Consider the following 20,113-nt stretch of genomic DNA (forward strand, 5'->3'; position numbering starts at 1 on the left):
TACCCCGGCCACGCCGGCGAAAACGCCGGCGACCCCGGCCAGAAGCACGCAGGAAAGGACATGAATCGCAAGGGTGACAAATCGCTGATCGTTGGCCTGGACATCGGCACCTCCAAGGTGGTGGCGCTGGTGGGCGAGTATTCGCCGGGCAACCCGATCGAAGTGATCGGCATCGGCTCGCACGAATCGCGCGGGCTGAAGCGTGGCGTGGTGGTGGACATCGAATCGACCGTGCAGTCGATCCAGCGTGCGGTGGAAGAAGCCGAGCTGATGGCCGGCTGCGAGATCCGTTCGGTGTACGCCTCGATCTCCGGCAACCACGTGCAGTGCAAGAACTCGCCGGGCATCGTGCCGATCCGCGACGGCGAAGTGACCTGGGGCGACCTGGATCGCGTGCTCGATGCGGCCAAGGCGGTGGCGATCCCGGCCGACCAGAAGATCCTGCACGCGATCCCGCGCGAGTACGTGCTGGACGATTCGCAGGAAGGCATCCGCAATCCGGTGGGCATGACCGGCGTACGCCTGGAGGTGCATGCGCACCTGGTGGTGTGCGCGCAGTCGGCCGCGGCCAACATCAGCAAGTGCGTGCAGCGCTGCGGCCTGCAGGTGGATGACCTGGTGCTGTCCTCGCTGGCCTCCAGCGTGGCGGTGCTGACCGCCGACGAGCGCGAGCTGGGCGTGGTGCTGGTCGACATGGGCGCCGGCACCACCGACATCGCCGTGTTCGTGCAGGGCGCGATCTGCCACACGGCCTCGCTGCCGATCGCCGGCGACCACGTGACCAACGACATCGCGCACATGCTGCGCACGCCGACCCCGGAAGCCGAGCAGATCAAGGTGCGCTATGCCTGCGCCCTGGCCCAGCTGGCCACCGCCGAGGAGAGCATCCAGGTGCCGTCGGTGGGTGATCGTCCGCCGCGCCGCATGCCGCGCCACTCGCTGGCGCAGGCCGTGCAGGGCCGTTACGAGGAGATCTTCGAGATGGTGCAGGCCGAACTGCGCCGCTCCGGCTTCGAGGAACTGGTGCGCGCCGGCATGGTGCTGACCGGAGGCGCGTCGAAGATGGAAGGCGTGGTCGAACTGGCCGAGGAAATGCTGCAGATGCCGGTGCGCGTGGGCATCCCGCAGCACGTCACCGGCCTGGGCGAAGTGGTCGGCAACCCGGTGCACGCCACCGGCGTGGGCCTGCTGCTGATGGGCAGCCAGATCGAGCACCCGCGGCGGCCGTCGCTGCCGACCGGGCGCGCTGGAAGCATGTTCAAGAAACTCAAGACCTGGTTCCGCGGCGAGTTCTGACGCGGAACCCGCAACACCCGGGTCACCCCGGTGCAACACCCGCAGTACCCGCATCACAACGCAGCAACGCACTACACAACCCACACAGCCGCAACGGCAACATGACACGCGAAGGCAGGAGGCCCGACCGTCCATGCCACCGACAAGCGGATACAACGAGGACACGGACATGGCGCATTTTGAACTGATCGAAAAGATGGCACCCAATGCGGTGATCAAGGTGGTTGGCGTGGGCGGCGGCGGCGGCAACGCCGTGGCGCACATGGTCAACTCGGCGGTGGATGGCGTGGAATTCATCACCGCCAACACCGACTCGCAGGCCATCAAGAATTGCGGTGCCAAGCTGCAGCTGCAGCTGGGTACCAACGTGACCAAGGGCCTGGGCGCAGGCGCGAACCCGGAAGTCGGCCGCCAGGCCGCGCTGGAAGACCGTGAGCGCATCATGGACGCGCTGCAGGGCGCGGACATGGTGTTCATCACCGCCGGCATGGGTGGCGGCACCGGCACCGGCGCTGCGCCGGTGGTGGCACAGCTGGCCAAGGAAATGGGCATCCTGACCGTGGCCGTGGTCACCAAGCCGTTCCCGTTCGAAGGCCGTCGCCGCATGCAGGTGGCGCTGAAGGGCATCGAGGAACTGAGCCAGCACTGCGACTCGCTGATCACCATCCCGAACGAGAAGCTGATCACCGTGCTGGGTCGCAACGCGACCATGATCCAGGCCTTCCGTGCCGCCAACGACGTGCTGCAGGGCGCCGTGCAGGGCATCGCCGACCTGATCGTGCGTCCGGGCCTGATCAACGTCGACTTCGCCGACGTGCGCACCGTCATGTCCGAAATGGGCCTGGCGATGATGGGTACCGGCACCGCCCGTGGCGATGACCGTGCCCAGGCCGCTGCCGAAGCCGCGATCCAGAACCCGCTGCTGGACGATGTGAACCTGGCCGGTGCCAACGGCATCCTGGTCAACATCACCGCCGGCGCCGACTTCACCATGGCCGAGTTCGACGAGATCGGCCGCACCATCGATGGCTTCGCTTCGGAAGACGCCACCGTGGTGGTCGGCACCGTGCTCGATCCGGACATGCAGGACGAAGTGCGCGTGACCGTGGTCGCCACCGGCCTGAACCGCGTTTCGGCCAGCAAGACCCAGCGTCCGGGCGAGCGCGCACCGATCAAGCTGGTCCGCAATGCCACGACCGGCCAGCCGGAGTTCGGCGACTTCGACAACGGCGGCGACGCCGTGTCCAAGGCCGTCGGCGGGATGGGCATGGGCATGGGCCTGCGTCGTGCCAGCAGCGACACCGCGGCGGCGTCCGCACCGTCGGCCCCGGCCGCATCGGCCCCGGCGGCGGCGGAACTGCCGAACGATTACCTGGACATCCCGGCCTTCCTGCGCCGCCAGGCGGACTAAGCGGGGCGGCCCGGGGTTGTCCTCCCCGGGTTGCGCCACCATGTCCTGAAAACGCGGGCGCCGGGCCAGGATGGGCCCGGCCGCCCTGCTTCACGCGCTTTCCAGCGGCGTGCCGGTGGGTCCTGCCGGTGGCTGCAACTGGCGTTTCAGCCAGGGTAGGGGAGTGCGCGTGTTAATCTAATGTGTCACTTCCGGTCCATCCCCCATGATCCAGCAACGCACCCTCAAGAACACGATCCGCGCCACCGGCGTTGGCCTGCACAGTGGTGACAAGGTCTACATGACCCTGCGCCCGGCACCGGTCAACCATGGCATCGTGTTCCGCCGCGTGGACCTGGACCCGGTGGTGGAGGTGCCGGCCAAGGCCGAACTGGTCACCGAAGTGACCCTGTGCACCGGCCTGACCTGCAACGACGCCAAGATCCAGACCGTCGAACACCTGATGTCGGCGCTGGCCGGCCTGGGTGTGGACAACATCATCGTCGAACTGTCCTCGGCCGAGCTGCCGATCATGGACGGTTCGGCCGGCCCGTTCGTGTTCCTGCTGCAGTCGGCAGGCATCGTCGAACAGGATGCGCCCAAGCGCTTCATCCGCGTGCTCAAGACCGTGGAAGTGACCGAGGGCGACAAGGTGGCCCGCTTCACCCCGTACGAGGGCTACAAGCTGGGCTTCACCATCCAGTTCGACCACCCGATGATCCCGGCCAAGCAGTCGCGCCAGGAAATCGAGTTCTCGACGCTGGCCTACACCAAGGAAATCTCCCGGGCGCGCACCTTCGGTTTCATGCGCGACCTGGAATACATGCGCGAGCGCAACCTGGGCCTGGGCGGTTCGATGGACAACGCCATCGTGCTGGACGAGTTCCGCGTGCTCAACGAAGACGGCCTGCGCTATGCGGACGAATTCGTGCGCCACAAGATTCTTGACGCAATCGGCGACCTCTACCTGGCCGGTGGCCAGGTGCTGGGCGCCTATGAGGGCTTCAAGTCCGGCCATGCGCTCAACAACAAGCTGGTGCGGGCCCTGATGGCCGACGCCAGCGCCTGGGAATGGGTCACCTTCGACTCGCCGGCCACCCCGGATCCGGTTGAATACGCCACCCCGGCCTACGCCTGATTCCGTAGATCGTTGAATTTAAAGATAAAAACGCCGCCTTTCCGGGCGGCGTTGTTGTTTCCGGCGTCGTCGACGCATTCAGCGCGCTTGGATCGTGTCAAGCCCGGTTCGAGATCACGGTTTTGTGAACCTGTTGGATCGGAAGCCTGAATTTAACGAAGTTTTAACTCCAATCTAACGACAGGCCCCCGGATGGCCGCTAGGATGCGACCCGGCCCCCGAAATGTTTCACGCCGTGGTGACACGCGCGACGGGGAGCGGAGCCGGATGCTCCGTTGCCATCAGGATCGCTTCTTCGGCTTCGAGGGAACGTCCTGCAGGCAAGCCAAGGCGTCGCGTAGCCCTTTGTGCGTGGCGGCTGAAACTGCGTGGGGGCCATTCCGGTTGTCGATCGCTGGGGAGCGTGAGGGAGTGGTGGACGCAGTCTTGATGGTCACCCTGGTGGCCTTCAGCCCGATGGAACGGGCCGCGTCGAGCAACTGGGCTTCGGCAAGCCGCAACTTGGCATGCCAGACCGGCGATTCGACGAGAAAAACGAGGTGTTCCCCGTCCACATTGGCCAGCCGGCAGCGGCTGCGCAGAGGTGGCGGCAACTGGGGGCGCAACTGCCGGTCCAGCGCGTCGAGCCACAAGGCCCGACGCAGCGGGTTCCCGCTTTTGTCCGCCATTACCGCATCCAGCGCCGGTTTCGGCACTGACGCGGGGCGAACGCTGGATTTCGGCTCAGACATGAAAACTCACTGATGGCATTCAAAAAGATCGTAATCAAAACGCGTGAAGGACAGGCCAAGGCGTCGCCGATCACGCGTTTGCGGTTCTATTTCGAGGACCGCCCCCGCGCCCTGCTGGGCAGCGTGCTCGGGGTAGGCTGCATTATCGGCCTTGCCGGCGGCATTGGCGCCAGTGCGCTGAATGATTCGCGCCTGCAGGCCAAGGTCGAGCGCCAGGATGCGGAGCTGGCCAAGGTCAAGCGCGATGCGCAGACCCAGGTCAACGCGCTGGCCGCCCGCCTCGGCGAGCTGCAGGCGCAGGCCACCCGCCTGAACGCCCTTGGCGAACGGCTGACCCAGATGGGCAAGCTGGAAGATGGCGAGTTCGACTTCAACGAGACCCCCGGCCTCGGTGATGGCGACGCCGGCGGCCCGACCAGCGACATCCCGGTCAAGGACGTCAACGCCGACTTACAGGTGCTGGAGCAGCGCTTCGCTGCTTCAGGCCGCCAGTTGTCGGTGATGGAATCGCTGATGTTCGACCACCAGCTGCAGCAGAACGCCGTGCCCTCGCGCATGCCGATCCGCAACAGCTACGTGACCTCCGGTTTCGGCACCCGTGCCGACCCGTTCGGCCGCGGCGCCGCCACCCACAAGGGCATGGACTTCCACGCCAAGGTCGGTGATCCGGTGATGGCCGTGGCCGAGGGCGTGGTCAGCTTCGCCGGTGTGAAGGGCGGCTACGGCAATGTCGTCGATGTCGACCACGGTAACGGCTACGTCACCCGCTACGCGCACAATTCGCGCCTGGTGGTGAAGGCCGGTGACCTGGTCCGTGCCGGCCAGGAAGTGGCCAAGGCCGGTTCCACCGGCCGTTCGACCGGTGCCCACGTGCACTTCGAGGTGTGGGAGAACGGCAACGTGGTCAACCCGCGCAAGTTCCTCGGCGACGGCGGCAACACGCCGGTCGGCCGCATCAGCCGCGGCTGATTCCCGGGCCGGATCCGGTTGATCTGGTAGTGCCGGCCGCTGGCCGGCAACCTCATGATCTGCGGCGGCATCGCGTACCCGGCCAGCGGCCGGCATTACCGGCAAGGTTCGGATGCCATTGCCGCCAAAGGGTTGAAACCCCTCGCGCCCGTCCCAAGCTACAATGGGTGTTGCCATCGACAGGGCGCCAGGCGCCCTGTTTCGTTTGCGGCGGACGGATCCCCAGGGGGAGGCCGGGCGTCGTGTCCATCCAACCCGGTTCCTTCAATGATCAACAGCCTGCTTACCCGCGTATTTGGCAGTCGTAACGAACGACAGCTGCGCCAGCTCAACCGCATCGTCGCCAAGATCAATGCGCTGGAGCCGGAGATCGAGAAGCTGTCCGACGAGCAGCTTCAGGCCAAGACGCCGGAGTTCAAGCAGCGCATCGCTGGCGGTGAAGCCCTGGACAAGGTGCTGCCGGAAGCGTTCGCGGTCTGCCGCGAAGCCGGCCGCCGCGTGCTGGGCATGCGCCATTACGACGTGCAGCTGATCGGCGGCATGGTGCTTCACCTGGGCAAGATCGCAGAAATGCGCACCGGTGAAGGCAAGACCCTGGTGGCGACCCTGCCGGTGTACCTCAATGCACTGGAAGGCAAGGGCGTGCACGTGGTCACCGTGAACGACTACCTGGCCCGTCGCGACGCCGCGCAGATGGGCAAGCTGTACAACTGGCTGGGCCTGAGCGTGGGCGTGGTGTACCCGGGCATGCCGCACAGCGACAAGCGCGAAGCCTACGCGGCCGACATCACCTACGGCACCAACAACGAATTCGGTTTCGACTACCTGCGCGACAACATGGCGCTGTCCAAGGCCGATCGCTACCAGCGTGGCCTGCACTACGCCATCGTCGACGAAGTCGACTCCATCCTGATCGACGAGGCGCGTACCCCGCTGATCATCTCCGGCCCGGCCGATGATTCCCCGGAGCTGTACATCCGCGTCAACCGCGTCGTGCCGCACCTGGTCAAGCAGGAAGCGGAAGACGGCGAGGGCGACTTCTGGGTCGACGAGAAGGGCAAGCAGGTGCACCTGTCCGAAGCGGGCATGGAGCACGCCGAGCAGCTGCTGGTGGAAGCCGGCATCCTCGACGGCGAGACCGAAGGCCTGTACGCGGCGCAGAACCTGACCGTGGTCCACCACCTCAACGCCGCCCTGCGCGCGCACGCGATCTACCAGCGTGACGTGGACTACATCGTGCGCGACGGCGAAGTGGTCATCGTCGATGAGTTCACCGGCCGCACCCTGGCCGGCCGCCGCTGGTCCGATGGCCTGCACCAGGCGGTGGAAGCGAAGGAAGGCGTGCCGGTGCAGCGCGAGAACCAGACGCTGGCGAGCATCACCTTCCAGAACCTGTTCCGCATGTACAAGAAGCTGTCCGGCATGACCGGTACGGCCGATACCGAAGCATTCGAGTTCCAGAGCATCTACGGCCTGGAAGTGGTGGTGATCCCGACCAACCGCCCGACCATCCGCAAGGACAGCCCGGACCAGGTGTTCCTCAACCGCAAGGGCAAGTTCAATGCGGTGCTGGCCGACATCGAAGAGTGCGCCAAGCGCGGCCAGCCGGTGCTGGTGGGTACCACCTCGATCGAAACCTCGGAAATGCTGTCCGAGCACCTGAGCAAGGCGGGCGTGAAGCACGAGGTGCTCAATGCCAAGCAGCACGACCGCGAAGCGACCATCGTCGCCAACGCCGGCCGTCCGGGCGCAGTGACCATCGCCACCAACATGGCTGGCCGCGGTACCGACATCGTGCTGGGCGGTTCGCTGGAAGCCGAGATCCACGCCCTGGGCGAGGACGCGACTGACGAGCAGAAGGCGGCGGTCAAGGCCGAATGGCAGAAGCGCCACGAGGCAGTGAAGGCGGCCGGCGGCCTGCACATCGTCGGTACCGAGCGCCACGAATCGCGTCGTATCGACAACCAGCTGCGCGGCCGTTCGGGCCGCCAGGGTGACCCGGGTTCGTCCCGCTTCTACCTGTCGCTGGAAGACAACCTGATGCGCATCTTCGCTTCCGACTGGGTGCAGAAGGCCATGCGCATGATGGGCATGAAGGAAGACGACGTCATCGAGGACCGCCTGGTCAGCCGCCAGATCGAAAAGGCGCAGCGCAAGGTCGAGGCCCACAACTTCGACATCCGCAAGAACCTGCTGGACTTCGACGACGTCAACAACGACCAGCGCAAGGTGATCTACGCCCAGCGCGACGAGCTGCTGGACGCCGAGTCGGTGAAGGCCAACGTCGACGGCATCCGCGACGACGTGATCTTCGACACCGTGGCGCGCTTCGTGCCGCCGAACTCGATCGACGAGCAGTGGGACCTGCGTGGCCTGGAAGCGACCCTGGAGTCGGACTTCGGCCTGCAGATGTCGCTGACCGACCTGGTCAAGGCGCACGAGGAACTGGACGCGGAGGCCATCGCCGCCAAGGTCCAGGAGCGCGTCAACCAGCACTTCGCCGAGAAGGAAGCCGGCCTGGGCGAAGAGACCATGCGCGCGCTGGAGAAGCACGTGATGCTGACCGTGCTGGACCAGAGCTGGAAGGAGCACCTGGCACGCATGGATTACCTGCGCCAGGGCATCTACCTGCGAGGTTACGCGCAGAAGCAGCCGAAGCAGGAATACAAGAAGGAAGCCTTCGAGCTGTTCTCGGACATGCTGGAGAACGTCAAGCGCGAAGTGGTGACCCTGCTGGCCCGCGTGCGCATCCGCAGCGACGAGGAAGTGCAGGCGCTGGAAGCGGCCGAGCGCCAGCAGGCGCAGGCCCGCCTGAGCCAGTCGCAGTTCCAGCACCAGGATGCGGGCGGTTACAGCGCCGACGAGGAAGCCGCGCAGGTGGAAGCCGCCCAGCAGGGCGTGGCCACGCTGCAGCGCGACGAGCCGAAGATCGGCCGCAATGATCCGTGCCCGTGCGGCAGTGGCAAGAAGTACAAGCACTGCCACGGCCAGCTGAGCTGACCCCGGAAGGCCCCGTGCAAGCGGGGCCTTCTGCTTTGGCGCGGGCAATCCGGCGCGGATTCGTGATTGCGCTGGTCGCCCTGTTCTGGGCATGCTGCCCCCATGGTTTCCCCCACCCGATCGATCCACGTTGTCGCTGCCGTCATCACCGACGCCCGTGGCCGCGTGCTGCTCAACCGCCGTACCGAGAACCGCGACATGGCCGGCCTGTGGGAATTCCCCGGCGGCAAGCGCGAATCCGGCGAGACCTCCGAACAGGCGCTGGTGCGTGAACTGCGCGAGGAGCTGGGCATCGAGGCCGATGTCGGGCCGTGGCTGATGGACGTGCCGCAGCGCTACCCCGACAAGCACCTGACCCTGGAGGTGCGCCATGTGCGCAGCTGGAAGGGCACCCCGCGCGGCCGCGAGGGCCAGGCGATCACCTGGGTGGCGCAGGACAAGCTGGGCCGCTACTCGATGCCGCCGGCCGACCTGCCGGTGGTGGCCGCCTTGCGCCAACCGGACCGCTACCTGATCACCCCGGCACCGGCCGACGATGCCAGCGGCGTGCAGCACTGGCATGACTGCCTGCAGCGCGCGGTCGCGGCGGGCCAGCAGCGCATCCAGCTGCGCCTGCCGCCGGAACACCCGCAACGGCAGTCGATGATCGAACAGGCCGTGCGCGCGCATCGTCGCGGCGTGCAGTGGCTGCTGAACCGCGATATCGCGCTGGCACGCTCACTGGGCGTGGGGGTGCACCTGGGCAGCGAGCAGCTGCGGGACCTGCAGGAACGGCCCTTGCCGGAGGGGCAGCTGGTCGCCGCGTCCTGCCATGACCTGGACCAGCTGCAGGCGGCGCAGCGGCTGGGCAGCGACTTCGCAGTGCTCGGCCCGGTGCAGGCCACGGCCAGCCACCCCGGGGCAGCGCCGCTGGGCTGGGAGGCCTTCGCCGCACTGCGTGCGCAGGTGTCGCTGCCGATCTACGCCCTGGGTGGCATGGCGGCGGGACACATCACCGAAGCCCGCCGCCATGGTGGGCAGGGGATCGCCGCCATCCGCGGGCTGTGGCCAACGTAACGCCGCGCACGCGGGGTCAGATCCCTGCGCAGCAGGCCTCTGACCCCATGGCCGAGATCCGGGGTCAGAGCCCTTCCGCTGGAAAGGATCCGGCCCCGTCCGATCACAACGTGATCCAGAAACACCCGTATTGCCGCCGCAACCCCAGCACGGTCGAAGCGCGCGACACGCTGCCGGGCAGCGTCTGTTCCAGGCGCAGGCCGATCGGATGGCGCGCCGCCGGCGGCTCGGGGTCGGATTCCTGCGCCGCAGCGCTCTGACCGTCCTCCTGCGAGGCCGCCAGCCCCTGTGACGGATACACCGGCACCACGTCCACCAGCGGCCGCCGCGCCAACGATTCCAACTGGCCGAGGATGCGCTGTGCGCCCGAATCGGAAACCGCACCCCACAGGTACAGTGAGGACAGCCGGTTCACATCGTTGCTGACGATGCCGATACGCAGCGCCTCCACCAGTTCGCTCAGCCGCCGCGGGCAGCGCGCACCCAGGGTGTCGCGCGGCGGGGTGTTGCCGGCGGGCGCGGGCGGTGGCAATCGTGATCGGGCGCCGACGCTGTCGCAGGGCCGGTCGGTATACACGCTCTGGCCCTGCGCATCGGTGCAGCGGTTCAAGCGCGTGGACTGCGCATGGACAACGCTCGATGCCGAGCACAACGACAGCAGCAACAGGAAGGAAAGCCGGTTCATCGCCGCAGGGTAGCGCCGATCGTGGCCAGATGGCGTGCTTTCAGCCGTGCAGCAGCTTCAACACCGACGTGGTCGGCTTGGCCAGGTTCAAGGTGTAGAAGTGCAGGCCCGGCGCGCCGCCCTCGACCAAGCGTTGGCACAGCCTGGCCACCACTTCGGTACCGAACGCGCGCACCGATTCGGCGTCATCGCCATAGGCCTGCATCTTGCGGCTGATCCAGCGCGGAATTTCCGCACCGCACTGTTCGGAAAAGCGGCGCAGCTGGCTGAAGTTGGCGATCGGCATGATGCCGGGCGTGATCGGCACCTGCACGCCGAGCCGGCGCACGGCATCGACGAAATGGAAATACGCATCCGGGTTGTAGAAGTACTGGGTGATCGCCGCGTCGGCGCCGGCATCGATCTTGGCCTTGAAGTGCTTCAGGTCGGCCAGTGCATCGGAGGCCTGTGGGTGGGTCTCCGGGTAGGCGCCGACCTCGATGCGGAAGGCGTCCCCGTGTTCGGCGCGGATGAACTCGATCAGCTCGGCGGCATAGCGCATGTCGCCGGGGAAGCCCATGCCGGAGGGCAGGTCGCCACGCAGCGCGACCAGGCGATGGCAGCCGATGGCGCGGTACAGCTTGAGCAGTTCGCGGATTTCCTGGCGGGTGCCGCCGACACAGGACAGATGCGGTGCCGCCTCGAAGCCGTGGTGCTGGTTGAGGTGGCGCACGGTCTCGGAGGTGTAGCTGAGGGTCGAGCCACCGGCACCGAAGGTACAGGACACGTACTCGGGGCTGTAGTCCTTCAGCCTGGCCGCGGCGCGGTCCAGCTGGCTGCGCTGTTCGTCGGTCTTGGGCGGATAGAACTCGAAGCTGATGGCGGTCATGGCACGGGCGGCGGCGGCGGGTGCGGATCAGTATATCGCTTCATCAAGATGGATGTGCGATTGCGGTGTGAGGGCGGCTCGTCCGGGGTACGCGACCGTTCGCGGCGGCGACCGGCCGTTGCTCCGGAATCGCAACCGGCGGCCCCGCGCCGGCGCCACGCTGTTCCCATCCCGGCAGCACCCACCCGACGAAGGAGCAGACGATGAAGATCTTGCTGGCACTCTGGTACGCAATGAACGCCCTGGCCCGGCTGGCGATGATCGGCATGGCGATGGCCGTGCTGGGCTCCGGTTCCGCACATGCCGCCACCGGCGCGAGCGCTGGCAAGGTGCAGGTCGAGGTGGTCGGCAAGGGCCGCCCGCTGCTGATGATCCCCGGTCTCAACAGCAGCGCAGAGGTCTGGCGCGGGACCTGCCGGGCCCTCAAGGATGTGCAGTGCCACCTGGTGCAGCTGCCGGGGTTTGCCGGCGCCGCGCCGGCAGACCCGCGGCCGGCGGATTTCCTTCCGGCCATGCGCGACCAGCTGCTGGCCTATGTGCATGACCAGAAGCTGGACCATCCGGCGGTGATCGGCCACAGCCTGGGGGGCCTGTTGGGCCTGCAGATGGCGCAGGCCGAGCCGAAGACGGTCGGTGCGCTGATGGTGGTCGATGCCTTGCCGTTCCTGCCTGCGGCACGCGACCCGCAGGCCACGGCGGCCAGCGTACGGCCCATGGCCGACCGGCTGCGCAGCGGCATGCTCGCCGCCGACGCCGCGCAATGGCAGGCGCAGCTGAAGGCCGGCCTGCCGGGCCTGACCCGCGATACGCAGCGCCAGGCCGAACTGGGTCGTTGGGGCGACGCCAGTGATCGCCAGACCACGGCCGATGCCATGCATGCGGTGATGACCACCGACCTGCGCGACAGCATCGCCTCGATCACCGCACCGACGCTGGTGCTGGGCAGCTGGGCCGGCTACCAGCCGATGGGTGGCACCGAGGACAGCACGCGTGCGGTGTTCCAGGCGCAGTACGCGAAGCTTCAGGGCGTGCAGATCGCGATGAGCGCGCAGGGCTTCCACTTCCTGATGTGGGATGATCCGCGCTGGCTGCACGGGCAGGTGCAGGCCTTCCTCGACCGCCACCCCTGAGTTTCACCACGCCTCGGAATGGACATGCCGGCTTCCTCCTCGACGGTACGCTTCTGGCTGCTCAATGCATTGGTATGGGCGCTTTATGGCGCCGCGGGACTTGGCTTGCGGCATGCCTACCTCGCCGACGCCGGAAGTGCGGGTGCATTGATCACGGTCGGCCTGGCGCTGACCCTGTTCGCGTGCAGCGGCGGCATCCGCGCCCTGGCCCTGCGCGCCGGCTGGTGGTCGCGCGGGACCGCCGGGTTGCTGCTGCGACTGGCGCTGTCGGTGGGCGTAGGCGCTGCGTTGGCACAGTTGCTGGTGAACATCGCGTTGCACGCAGCGCTGGCCTGGGGATGGGTGGACATCGGTCGCCAGGTGGCCGACTTCAGCCCCAAGGCGCTGCTGCTCTACTGGTACACCACCGCGGTGATGCTGGCACTGTGGACCGCGCTCTGGGCAAGCCTGCACAGCCTTCGCCGCGTACGCGGCGCCGAACTGGCACGCCTGCGCGCCGAAGCCGAACGCAGTGCGCTGGAACGTGACGCGCTGCGTGCGCGGCTCAATCCGCACTTCATGTTCAATGCGCTGAACAACCTGCGCGCGCTGATCCTGGAAGATCCCGAGCGTGCGCGCGACATGGTCACGCGGCTGTCGCGCACGCTGCGCCAAGCGCTGGCGCACAACCGCAGTGAGCAGGTGACGTTGGCCGAGGAACTGGCGGTGGTCGACGATTACCTGGCCATCGAGGCGGTCCATTTCGAACAGCGCCTGCAGGTGCGGCAGCAGATCGATGCCGATGCCACGCAGGCGCAGCTGCCGGCGATGGCGTTGCAGTTGCTGGTGGAGAACGCGATCAAGCACGGTATCGCCAGCCACCCCGGCGGCGGCGAGGTACAGATCCGCGCCACGCTGGACAATGACGTGCTGCGGTTGCAGGTGGAGAACCCACGTGCAACCGGCAGCGAACCCACCCATGGCCATGGCGTCGGCCTGGCCTACCTGCATGCGCAGTTGGGCACGCGTGGCCGATTCGTGCTGCAGCCGGTCGGCGACCGCATGCAGGCCCTGCTGGAGATTCCACAATGAGTGGCCTGCTGCGCGTGTTGATCGTGGATGATGCGCGGCTGGCGCGGCAGGAACTGCGTACGCTGTTGTCGGCGCTGCCGTGGGTTCAGTGCGTCGGCGAGGCCGACGACGTGCCCGCCGCACGCGAGGCGATCGCCACGCTGGCGCCGGACCTGGTGCTGCTGGACGTGCAGATGCCTTCCGGCAGCGGCTTCGACGTGCTGGAGGGCCTGGAGGCAGTGCCGGCGGTGGTCTTCGTCACCGCCTATGACAGCTACGCGGTGCGCGCGTTCCAGGCCAACGCGCTGGACTATCTGGTGAAGCCGGTGGAGGCACCGCGCCTGTTGGAAGCACTGGAGCGCGCGCGCGAGCGCAACGTAGGGGCGAGCGGGGCGCCGGCACTGCGCAGCACGCTGGCTGCGCAGGACCAGGTGTTCGTGCGCGAGGGCGAACGCTGCTGGTTCGTCGCGGTCTCGGAGATCCGCAGGCTGGTGGTGGACGGCAACTACACGCGGCTGTGGTTCCGCGACCAGAACGCGTTGCTGACCCGCAGCCTGAGCGCGCTGGAGGCTCGCTTGCCGCAGGAGCTGTTCTTCCGTGCCAACCGCAACACGCTGGTCAATCTGCGCCGTATCCGCGGCATAGCGCCCAGCATCGGCGATGGCTACGACCTGACGCTGGAGGATGGCAGCGAGGTGGAGGTGTCGCGGCGGCAGGCGCGGGAGCTGCGCGAGCGGATGGCGCTGTAGGCGCTGCCAGCGGTTACCCTGTGCAGCGGATTCCCAGATCACGCCGCGCCATGTCCATCGTCCTCACCGATTTCGCCCGTCCCCGCCTGTTCCCGCGCGTACCGCGTGGCAACACGATCCAGGACTGCACTGCCGAACAGTTCGAGGCGCACCTCAACGCGCACGCGCCGCTGAAGGTGCTGGACGGCTATGCACCGTTCTGCAAACTGTTCGTCTACGAGAACTGGACCAGCACGCGCTGCCTGACCGTGCCGATCACCGAGGCCAACCGCCCTCTGCTGCGCAGTGGTTACGAGGCACGCAATCGCGACGAACTGCCGGTACTGGTGCGCTGGTTCGAGGGCGTGGAGTCGCCGCGTGCGAACTACCTGGTGGTGATCCTGTACAGCGCCGGGCAGCTGGCCAAGGAAGGCTCGCCGATCGAGGCCGAGTGGGGCATCGTCGGTTGCATCTATACCGCCGAACCGGAAGAGGTGCCGATGGCGCCGATCACGATGATGCGCAATGCGCTGGGCGTGGAAGAGGGCGGTTCCGGCGTACCACTGGACCGCGAGGCCTACCGGCGCGCCGTTACGTTCTGGGAGAACAACGCCAACTGGCGGCCCTGAGCGGCATTGGTCATCCACGCCTCGCGTGAATGTACGGGCCGCAGTAGAGCCACGCCATGCGTGGCTGCCTGGCCTTCAGGCAGCTTTCCACTCCCACCACGGGTAGTGGTACTCGCGGTCGATGGCCTGCCAATGCTGGCCGCAGTGCGTGCAGGCAACGATGTGGCAATCGCCCCACCCCTCCTCGGCCGCCTGCAACGCGAGCAGCTGCATCTGTCCTTGTTCGATCAGGCGGCGCGGATCGAAGAACGGGTAGCCGGGATTGAGCGCGCACAGGCAGCCTGCGTGCGCCTGCCAGTAACGCAGCCGTTTCAGGGCCGCCTCCAGATGCGCCTGGTTGCTGATCAGCATGCCGCCGAAAGCGATGCCCTGGCAGCTGCGTTCGATCAGGTCCACATGCGCGGCCAATGCGTCCAGCGACGGTGCACTGAACAGTCGTGCGACGACGCGGGCGGCGTCGGTGATGCGCTCGGCGTCGCGCGACAGCAGGTCCTGCAGCAGCACATCGGCCTGCGCATCGTCCAGCCGCGGTATCGGGCGGGCAGTCCAGGGCCAGCGCATCAGCGTGCCTTGCCGATGGCGGCGAAGTGGCCAGCGGTCAGGCGCAGCAGGTCGGCCGGCGCCAGTTCCACTTCCAGGCCTCGGCGGCCGGCGCTGACGTGCAGCGTGGGCAACGCCTGCGCGCTGGCATCCAGGAACGTGCGCAGGCGCTTCTTCTGCCCCAGTGGGCTGATGCCGCCGACCAGGTAGCCGGTCGCGCGCTGTGCGGCGTCGGCGGCGGCCATCTCGCACTTCTTGCAGCCGGCCGCTTCGGCCAGCGCCTTCAGGTCGAGCTGGCCGGCCACCGGCACGATCGCCACCAGCAGTTCGGGGGCCTCGGTACTGGCCAGCAGAGTCTTGAACACCTGGGCCGGGTCGAGGCCGAGCTTGTCGACGGCTTCGCCGCCATACGATTCGGCGTGGGCGTCGTGCACGTAGCTGCGCACGGTGTGGGCGATCTTCTCGCGCTTGAGCAGGTTGATGGCCGGGGTCATGCAGGCATCGTAGCGTGGCGTAGGGGCGCTGCCTTGACCGAGGCTATTGTTCCCGCCCCGGGTGAGGATGCGCGGTGTCCGGCCGCACGCAAACGCAGAACGGGCGCCCGAGGGCGCCCGTTCCGTTCTTTGCATGCACCGGTAGTGCCGGCCGCTGGCCGGCACCGCGCAGGGCATCAGTAGCGGTAGTGGTCCGGCTTGAACGGGCCTTCCACCGGCACGCCGATGTAGTCGGCCTGGTCCTGGGTCAGGGTGGTCAGCTTCACGCCGATCTTTTCCAGGTGCAGGCGGGCCACTTCCTCGTCCAGCTTCTTCGGCAGCAGGTAGACCTTCTTCTCGTAGCTGTCCTTGTTCGCCCACAGGTCGATCTGTGCCAGGGTCTGGTTGGCGAAGCTGTTGGACATCACGAAGCTCGGGTGGCCGGTGGCGCAGCCCAGGTTCACCAGGCGGCCTTCGGCCAGCAGGAAGATCGCATTGCCGTTCGGGAAGATGTACTTGTCCACCTGCGGCTTGATGTTGACGTGCTTGATGCCCGGGTAGGACACCAGTGCGTCGACCTGGATCTCGTTGTCGAAGTGGCCGATGTTGCAGACGATGGCCTGGTCCTTCATCGCGCTCAGGTGCTCGATGCGGATGATGTCGCGGTTGCCGGTGGTGGTGACGTACAGGTCGGCACGGCCCAGGGTCGATTCGATGGTGTTGACTTCGTAGCCTTCCATCGCCGCCTGCAGGGCGCAGATCGGGTCGATCTCGGTGACGATCACGCGCGCGCCGTAGGCACGCAGCGAGGCGGCGCAGCCCTTGCCGACGTCGCCGTAGCCGCAGACCACGGCCACCTTGCCGGCCAGCATCACGTCCATCGCGCGCTTCAGGCCATCGGCCAGCGACTCGCGGCAGCCGTACAGGTTGTCGAACTTGCTCTTGGTGACCGAGTCGTTGACGTTGATCGCCGGGATCAGCAGGGTGCCGGCCTGTGCCAGCTGGTACAGGCGGTGCACGCCGGTGGTGGTCTCTTCGGAGACGCCCTTCCAGTCCTTGACCACGCGGCCCCAGTAACCCGGGCGCTCCTTGGCCACGCGCTTGAGCAGGTTCTTGATGACCTGTTCTTCGTGCGAGGACGAGGCGGTGTTGACCCAGTCGCTGCCGTTTTCCAGCTCGTAGCCCTTGTGGATCAGCAGGGTCACGTCACCACCGTCGTCCACCACCAGCTCCGGGCCGGTCAGGGTGCCGTCGGCCAGGGTGAAGGTCAGCGCGTCCAGGGTGCAGTCCCAGTACTCTTCCAGGGTCTCGCCCTTCCAGGCGAACACCGGGGTGCCGGTGGCGGCAATGGCGGCGGCCGCGTGGTCCTGGGTCGAGAAGATGTTGCACGAGGCCCAGCGCACGTCGGCGCCGATGTCCTTCAGGGTCTCGATCAGCACCGCGGTCTGGATGGTCATGTGCAGCGAGCCGGTCACGCGCACGCCCTTCAGCGGCAGCTCGGCCTGGTACTTGCGGCGGATCGACATCAGGCCCGGCATCTCGTGCTCGGCGATGTCCAGTTCCTTGCGGCCCCAGTCGGCCAGCGTGATGTCGCGGATCTTGTAATCACCTTCGGTGGAGAAGGTCTTGGCAACAGCGTTCATTGATGTGCTCCGGTTGTGGGCGAGCGGGTGCTCGCATCTGGCCGGGCGCCGTTGTTACAAAGCCACCTTACCGAGCCTGGCCGGGCCTCGGGGGATCCGGTCGCAGCGCCCCTCGGCAGGGGAGAACCCCCATTATATCGCGGCCTCGCCATGACATCCGGATGACCCAACCATCGGCAGGTGGGCAAGCGTGCATGGACTGTTAAGGTCGGTGTTTTCACGCATCACACAGGTGGAACGATGAGCATGCACGCGCGCCGTACGCGGCGCTGGACCGGCCTGGTCCTGTCGATGGGACTGCTGGCAGTGGCCCCGCTGGCCTCGGCGGTGGCGCCGCAGCCTGCTGCGGCACAGGCCCAGGGCGTGACCGGCTATGAATTGCCGTCGGCCGCGCTGCAGGCAGTGGTCGATGCGCCGCGCGCGCCGTCGCTGTTCCTGTCGCCGCGCCGCGACGTGGCCGCGATGATGCAGATGCCGTCGCTGCCGTCGATCCAGGTGGTGGCGCAACCGGAGTTGAAGCTGGCCGGCCTGCGCATCAACCCGCGCACGTTCTCCGACAGCCGCTTCAGCTTCGGCGAGAAGCTGTGGCTGATGAACGTGGCCGATGGCAGGGAACGGCCGATCAGCGGCCTGCCGGCCACGCTGTCGATCGCCAGCCTGATGTGGTCGCCGGACCAGAAGTGGCTCGCTTTCAACCAGGTCGACGCCACCAGCGGCGCCAACGAACTGTGGCTGGTGGACGTGGCCGCCGGCAGCGCCCGCCGCCTGGTTGCGGGCCTGAACACCGTCATCGGCAGTGGCTACCAGTGGTTGCCGGACAGTCGGGGGCTGGTGGTGTTCACCCGCCCAGCGAACCTGGGGCCCGCCCCGGCCGCCGACGGCATCCCGACCGGCCCGGCCGTGCAGCAGACCCGCCAGGACGGCGGCGTCGTGTCGATCCGGACCTACCAGGACCTGCTGAAGAACGAAGCCGATGCGCGCCAGTTCGACTACTACGCCACCACCCAGCCGGTGGAAGTCAGCCTGGACGGGCGCACCCGCGCGATCGGTGCGGCCGGCATCTTCATGGGCTTCTCGGTGTCGCCCGATGGCCGCTTCGTGCTGCGCCAGCCGGTGCAGCGCCCGTATTCCTACGTGGTGCCGGTGAGCAGCTTCCCGCGCCGCATCGAAGTGATCGACCGCGCCAGCGGCACGCTGGTGCACACCGTGGCGGTGCGGCCGCTGGTGGAAGGCCTGCCGACCGGCAACGATGCCGAAGTGACCGGCGTGCGCGACATCAGCTGGCGGGGGGATGCCGATGCCACCCTGGTCTGGGCCGAAGCGCAGGATGGTGGCGACCCGAACAGGGACGCCAAGGTGCGCGACGCGGTGCTGATGCAGGCCGCGCCGTTCGACAAGCCGCCGGTGACGCTGGCCCAGCTGGGCAGCCGCCTGGCCGGCATCAGCTGGGGCCGCGGTGACCTGGCCGTGCTGACCGAATCGTGGTGGAAGACCCGCAGGACCAAGACCTGGCTGATCGCCCCGGACACTGCCAGCGCCGAACCGCGCCTGCTGTGGGATCGCGATGCGCAGGACCGCTACGCCGATCCGGGCCGGCCGCTGCTGGCCAGCGACGAGCGCGGCCGTTCGCTGCTGCAGACCAGCCCCGATGGCGGCAGCCTGTACCTGGCCGGTGCTGGCGCGTCGCCGGAAGGCGACCGTCCGTTCGTGGATCGCTTCGACCTCGCCACGGGCAAGGCGACGCGCCTGTTCCACTCGCAGGCGCCGAGCTATTCGCTGCCGGTGGCATTGCTGGACAACCAGGGCAGTTCGCTGCTGCTGAGCCGTGAGAGCCCGGACGAGCCGGCCAATTTCTTCGTGCAGTCGCTGGCCGATGCCAGCGCCGCGCCGCGCGCACTGACCCACTTTGCCCATCCGCTGCCGCAGCTGAAGGGCGTGCAGAAGGAGCAGATCCGCTACAAGCGCAAGGATGGCGTCGACCTGACCGCGACCCTGCTGCTGCCGCCGGGCTACGACCCGAAGCGCGATGGCCCGCGCCCGCTGCTGATGTGGGCCTACCCGGGTGAGTTCAAGAGCGCGGCCGCGGCCAGCCAGGTCACCGATTCGCCGTACCGCTTCAATGCGATCAGTTACTGGGGCCCGCAGGCGTTCCTGGCCAAGGGCTACGTGGTGCTGGCCAGCCCGTCGATGCCGATCATCGGCGAGGGCGACAAGGAGCCGAACGATACCTATATCGAACAGCTGGTCGCCAACGCGCAGGCCGCGGTGGATGAGGTGGTGCGCCGTGGCGTGACCGATCGCGATCACATCGCCATTGGCGGCCACTCCTACGGCGCGTTCATGACGGCCAACCTGCTGGCACACACCCGCCTGTTCAAGGCCGGCATCGCACGCAGCGGCGCCTACAACCGCACGCTCACGCCGTTCGGCTTCCAGGCCGAGGAACGCAACTACTGGCAGGCACAGGACGTCTACCAGAAGATGGCGCCGTTCAACTACGCCGACAGGATCAAGGATCCGATCCTGTTCATCCACGGCGTGGACGACAACAACTCCGGCACGTTCCCGATCCAGAGCGAGCGCATGTTCGCCGCGGTGAAGGGCCTGGGTGGCACCGCGCGGCTGGTGATGCTGCCCAACGAATCGCATGCCTACCGCGCACGCGAATCGATCATGACCATGCTGGCCGAGAGCGAGCGCTGGCTGGAGCAGACCATCGGCCCGGCCGCGCAGGGCACGGCGAAGAAGAAGCGCTGACCGGACCGGGTAGTGCCGGCCGCTGGCCGG

The 20,113-nt window shown here is 67.4% G+C and carries 17 protein-coding genes and 1 riboswitch; of the genes, 11 read left to right on the forward strand and 6 right to left on the reverse strand.

Features of this window, described 5'->3' with window-relative positions; translation table 11 throughout:
• Positions 1-60 precede the first annotated feature (60 nt).
• From ftsA to lpxC, 3 genes are all read left to right on the forward strand, one after another.
• Complete coding sequence (gene ftsA, locus BLS66_RS07790; RefSeq protein ID WP_005408083.1) at positions 61-1,296, forward strand: cell division protein FtsA; 1,236 nt, start codon at positions 61-63, stop codon at positions 1,294-1,296.
• A 169-nt stretch (positions 1,297-1,465) separates the two neighbouring features.
• Entirely contained in the window at positions 1,466-2,707 is a 1,242-nt protein-coding gene (gene ftsZ, locus BLS66_RS07795; RefSeq protein ID WP_049468218.1) for a cell division protein FtsZ, read from the forward strand.
• 205 nt (positions 2,708-2,912) lie between these two features.
• Positions 2,913-3,824 (forward strand): UDP-3-O-acyl-N-acetylglucosamine deacetylase, encoded by a 912-nt coding sequence (lpxC, locus tag BLS66_RS07800; protein ID WP_049468216.1) that lies wholly within the window; start codon positions 2,913-2,915, stop codon positions 3,822-3,824.
• A 281-nt stretch (positions 3,825-4,105) separates the two neighbouring features.
• On the opposite strand, the gene BLS66_RS07805 is transcribed toward lpxC, so the two are convergent.
• Positions 4,106-4,555, reverse strand: coding sequence for a DciA family protein (locus BLS66_RS07805; RefSeq protein WP_032956682.1), 450 nt, complete (start codon positions 4,553-4,555; stop codon positions 4,106-4,108).
• A 12-nt stretch (positions 4,556-4,567) separates the two neighbouring features.
• On the opposite strand from BLS66_RS07805, the gene BLS66_RS07810 reads away from it, so the two are divergent.
• The 3 genes from BLS66_RS07810 to BLS66_RS07820 all read left to right on the forward strand — a co-directional run bounded on the left by BLS66_RS07810 (position 4,568) and on the right by BLS66_RS07820 (position 9,580).
• Positions 4,568-5,524, forward strand: a complete 957-nt coding sequence (locus tag BLS66_RS07810) for a M23 family metallopeptidase (RefSeq protein WP_053462174.1) — start codon at positions 4,568-4,570, stop codon at positions 5,522-5,524.
• 267 nt (positions 5,525-5,791) lie between these two features.
• Positions 5,792-8,524: a preprotein translocase subunit SecA gene (gene secA, locus BLS66_RS07815; RefSeq protein WP_049468212.1), complete on the forward strand. Its 2,733-nt coding sequence runs from the start codon at positions 5,792-5,794 to the stop codon at positions 8,522-8,524.
• A 102-nt stretch (positions 8,525-8,626) separates the two neighbouring features.
• Positions 8,627-9,580, forward strand: a complete 954-nt coding sequence (locus BLS66_RS07820; RefSeq protein ID WP_074725584.1) for a Nudix family hydrolase — start codon at positions 8,627-8,629, stop codon at positions 9,578-9,580.
• A 103-nt stretch (positions 9,581-9,683) separates the two neighbouring features.
• Here the strand turns inward: BLS66_RS07820 and BLS66_RS07825 are convergent, their stop codons facing one another.
• Positions 9,684-10,265: a DUF4124 domain-containing protein gene (locus BLS66_RS07825; protein WP_074725585.1), complete on the reverse strand. Its 582-nt coding sequence runs from the start codon at positions 10,263-10,265 to the stop codon at positions 9,684-9,686.
• Between the two features lie 40 nt (positions 10,266-10,305).
• On the reverse strand, positions 10,306-11,133 hold the full coding sequence (gene metF, locus BLS66_RS07830; RefSeq protein WP_049468206.1) for a methylenetetrahydrofolate reductase [NAD(P)H]: 828 nt from the start codon (positions 11,131-11,133) through the stop codon (positions 10,306-10,308).
• Between the two features lie 203 nt (positions 11,134-11,336).
• Between metF and BLS66_RS07835 the strand changes: the two genes are divergently transcribed.
• The 4 genes from BLS66_RS07835 to BLS66_RS07850 are packed head-to-tail and all read left to right on the forward strand — an operon-like array spanning position 11,337 to position 14,670.
• A complete protein-coding gene (locus tag BLS66_RS07835; protein WP_074725586.1) occupies positions 11,337-12,263 on the forward strand; it encodes an alpha/beta fold hydrolase in 927 nt (308 codons plus the stop codon).
• Between the two features lie 24 nt (positions 12,264-12,287).
• Complete coding sequence (locus BLS66_RS07840; protein WP_074725644.1) at positions 12,288-13,334, forward strand: sensor histidine kinase; 1,047 nt, start codon at positions 12,288-12,290, stop codon at positions 13,332-13,334.
• A complete protein-coding gene (locus tag BLS66_RS07845) occupies positions 13,331-14,062 on the forward strand; it encodes a LytR/AlgR family response regulator transcription factor (RefSeq protein ID WP_057494299.1) in 732 nt (243 codons plus the stop codon). The genes BLS66_RS07840 and BLS66_RS07845 overlap by 4 nt, the downstream gene beginning before the upstream one ends.
• Before the next feature lie 50 nt (positions 14,063-14,112).
• Entirely contained in the window at positions 14,113-14,670 is a 558-nt protein-coding gene (locus BLS66_RS07850; RefSeq protein WP_074725587.1) for a DUF3228 family protein, read from the forward strand.
• Between the two features lie 75 nt (positions 14,671-14,745).
• Here BLS66_RS07850 and BLS66_RS07855 read toward each other — a convergent pair whose 3' ends face one another.
• From BLS66_RS07855 to ahcY, 3 genes are all read right to left on the reverse strand, one after another.
• On the reverse strand, positions 14,746-15,231 hold the full coding sequence (locus BLS66_RS07855) for a hypothetical protein (protein ID WP_057494301.1): 486 nt from the start codon (positions 15,229-15,231) through the stop codon (positions 14,746-14,748).
• The gene (gene ybaK / locus BLS66_RS07860; RefSeq protein ID WP_074725588.1) at positions 15,231-15,704 is read right to left on the reverse strand and encodes a Cys-tRNA(Pro) deacylase; all 474 of its coding nucleotides are present in this window, start codon (positions 15,702-15,704) and stop codon (positions 15,231-15,233) included. The genes BLS66_RS07855 and ybaK overlap by 1 nt, the downstream gene beginning before the upstream one ends.
• A gap of 176 nt (positions 15,705-15,880) precedes the next feature.
• A complete protein-coding gene (gene ahcY, locus BLS66_RS07865; RefSeq protein ID WP_053462184.1) occupies positions 15,881-17,326 on the reverse strand; it encodes an adenosylhomocysteinase in 1,446 nt (481 codons plus the stop codon).
• A 36-nt stretch (positions 17,327-17,362) separates the two neighbouring features.
• Positions 17,363-17,446: riboswitch (S-adenosyl-L-homocysteine riboswitch) on the reverse strand.
• Between the two features lie 120 nt (positions 17,447-17,566).
• On the opposite strand from ahcY, the gene BLS66_RS07870 reads away from it, so the two are divergent.
• On the forward strand, positions 17,567-20,083 hold the full coding sequence (locus BLS66_RS07870; protein ID WP_057494303.1) for a S9 family peptidase: 2,517 nt from the start codon (positions 17,567-17,569) through the stop codon (positions 20,081-20,083).
• The last annotated feature ends 30 nt before the right edge of the window (positions 20,084-20,113 follow it).

This window comes from Stenotrophomonas pavanii (genome assembly GCF_900101175.1).
Classification (GTDB): Bacteria; Pseudomonadota; Gammaproteobacteria; order Xanthomonadales; family Xanthomonadaceae; genus Stenotrophomonas; species Stenotrophomonas pavanii.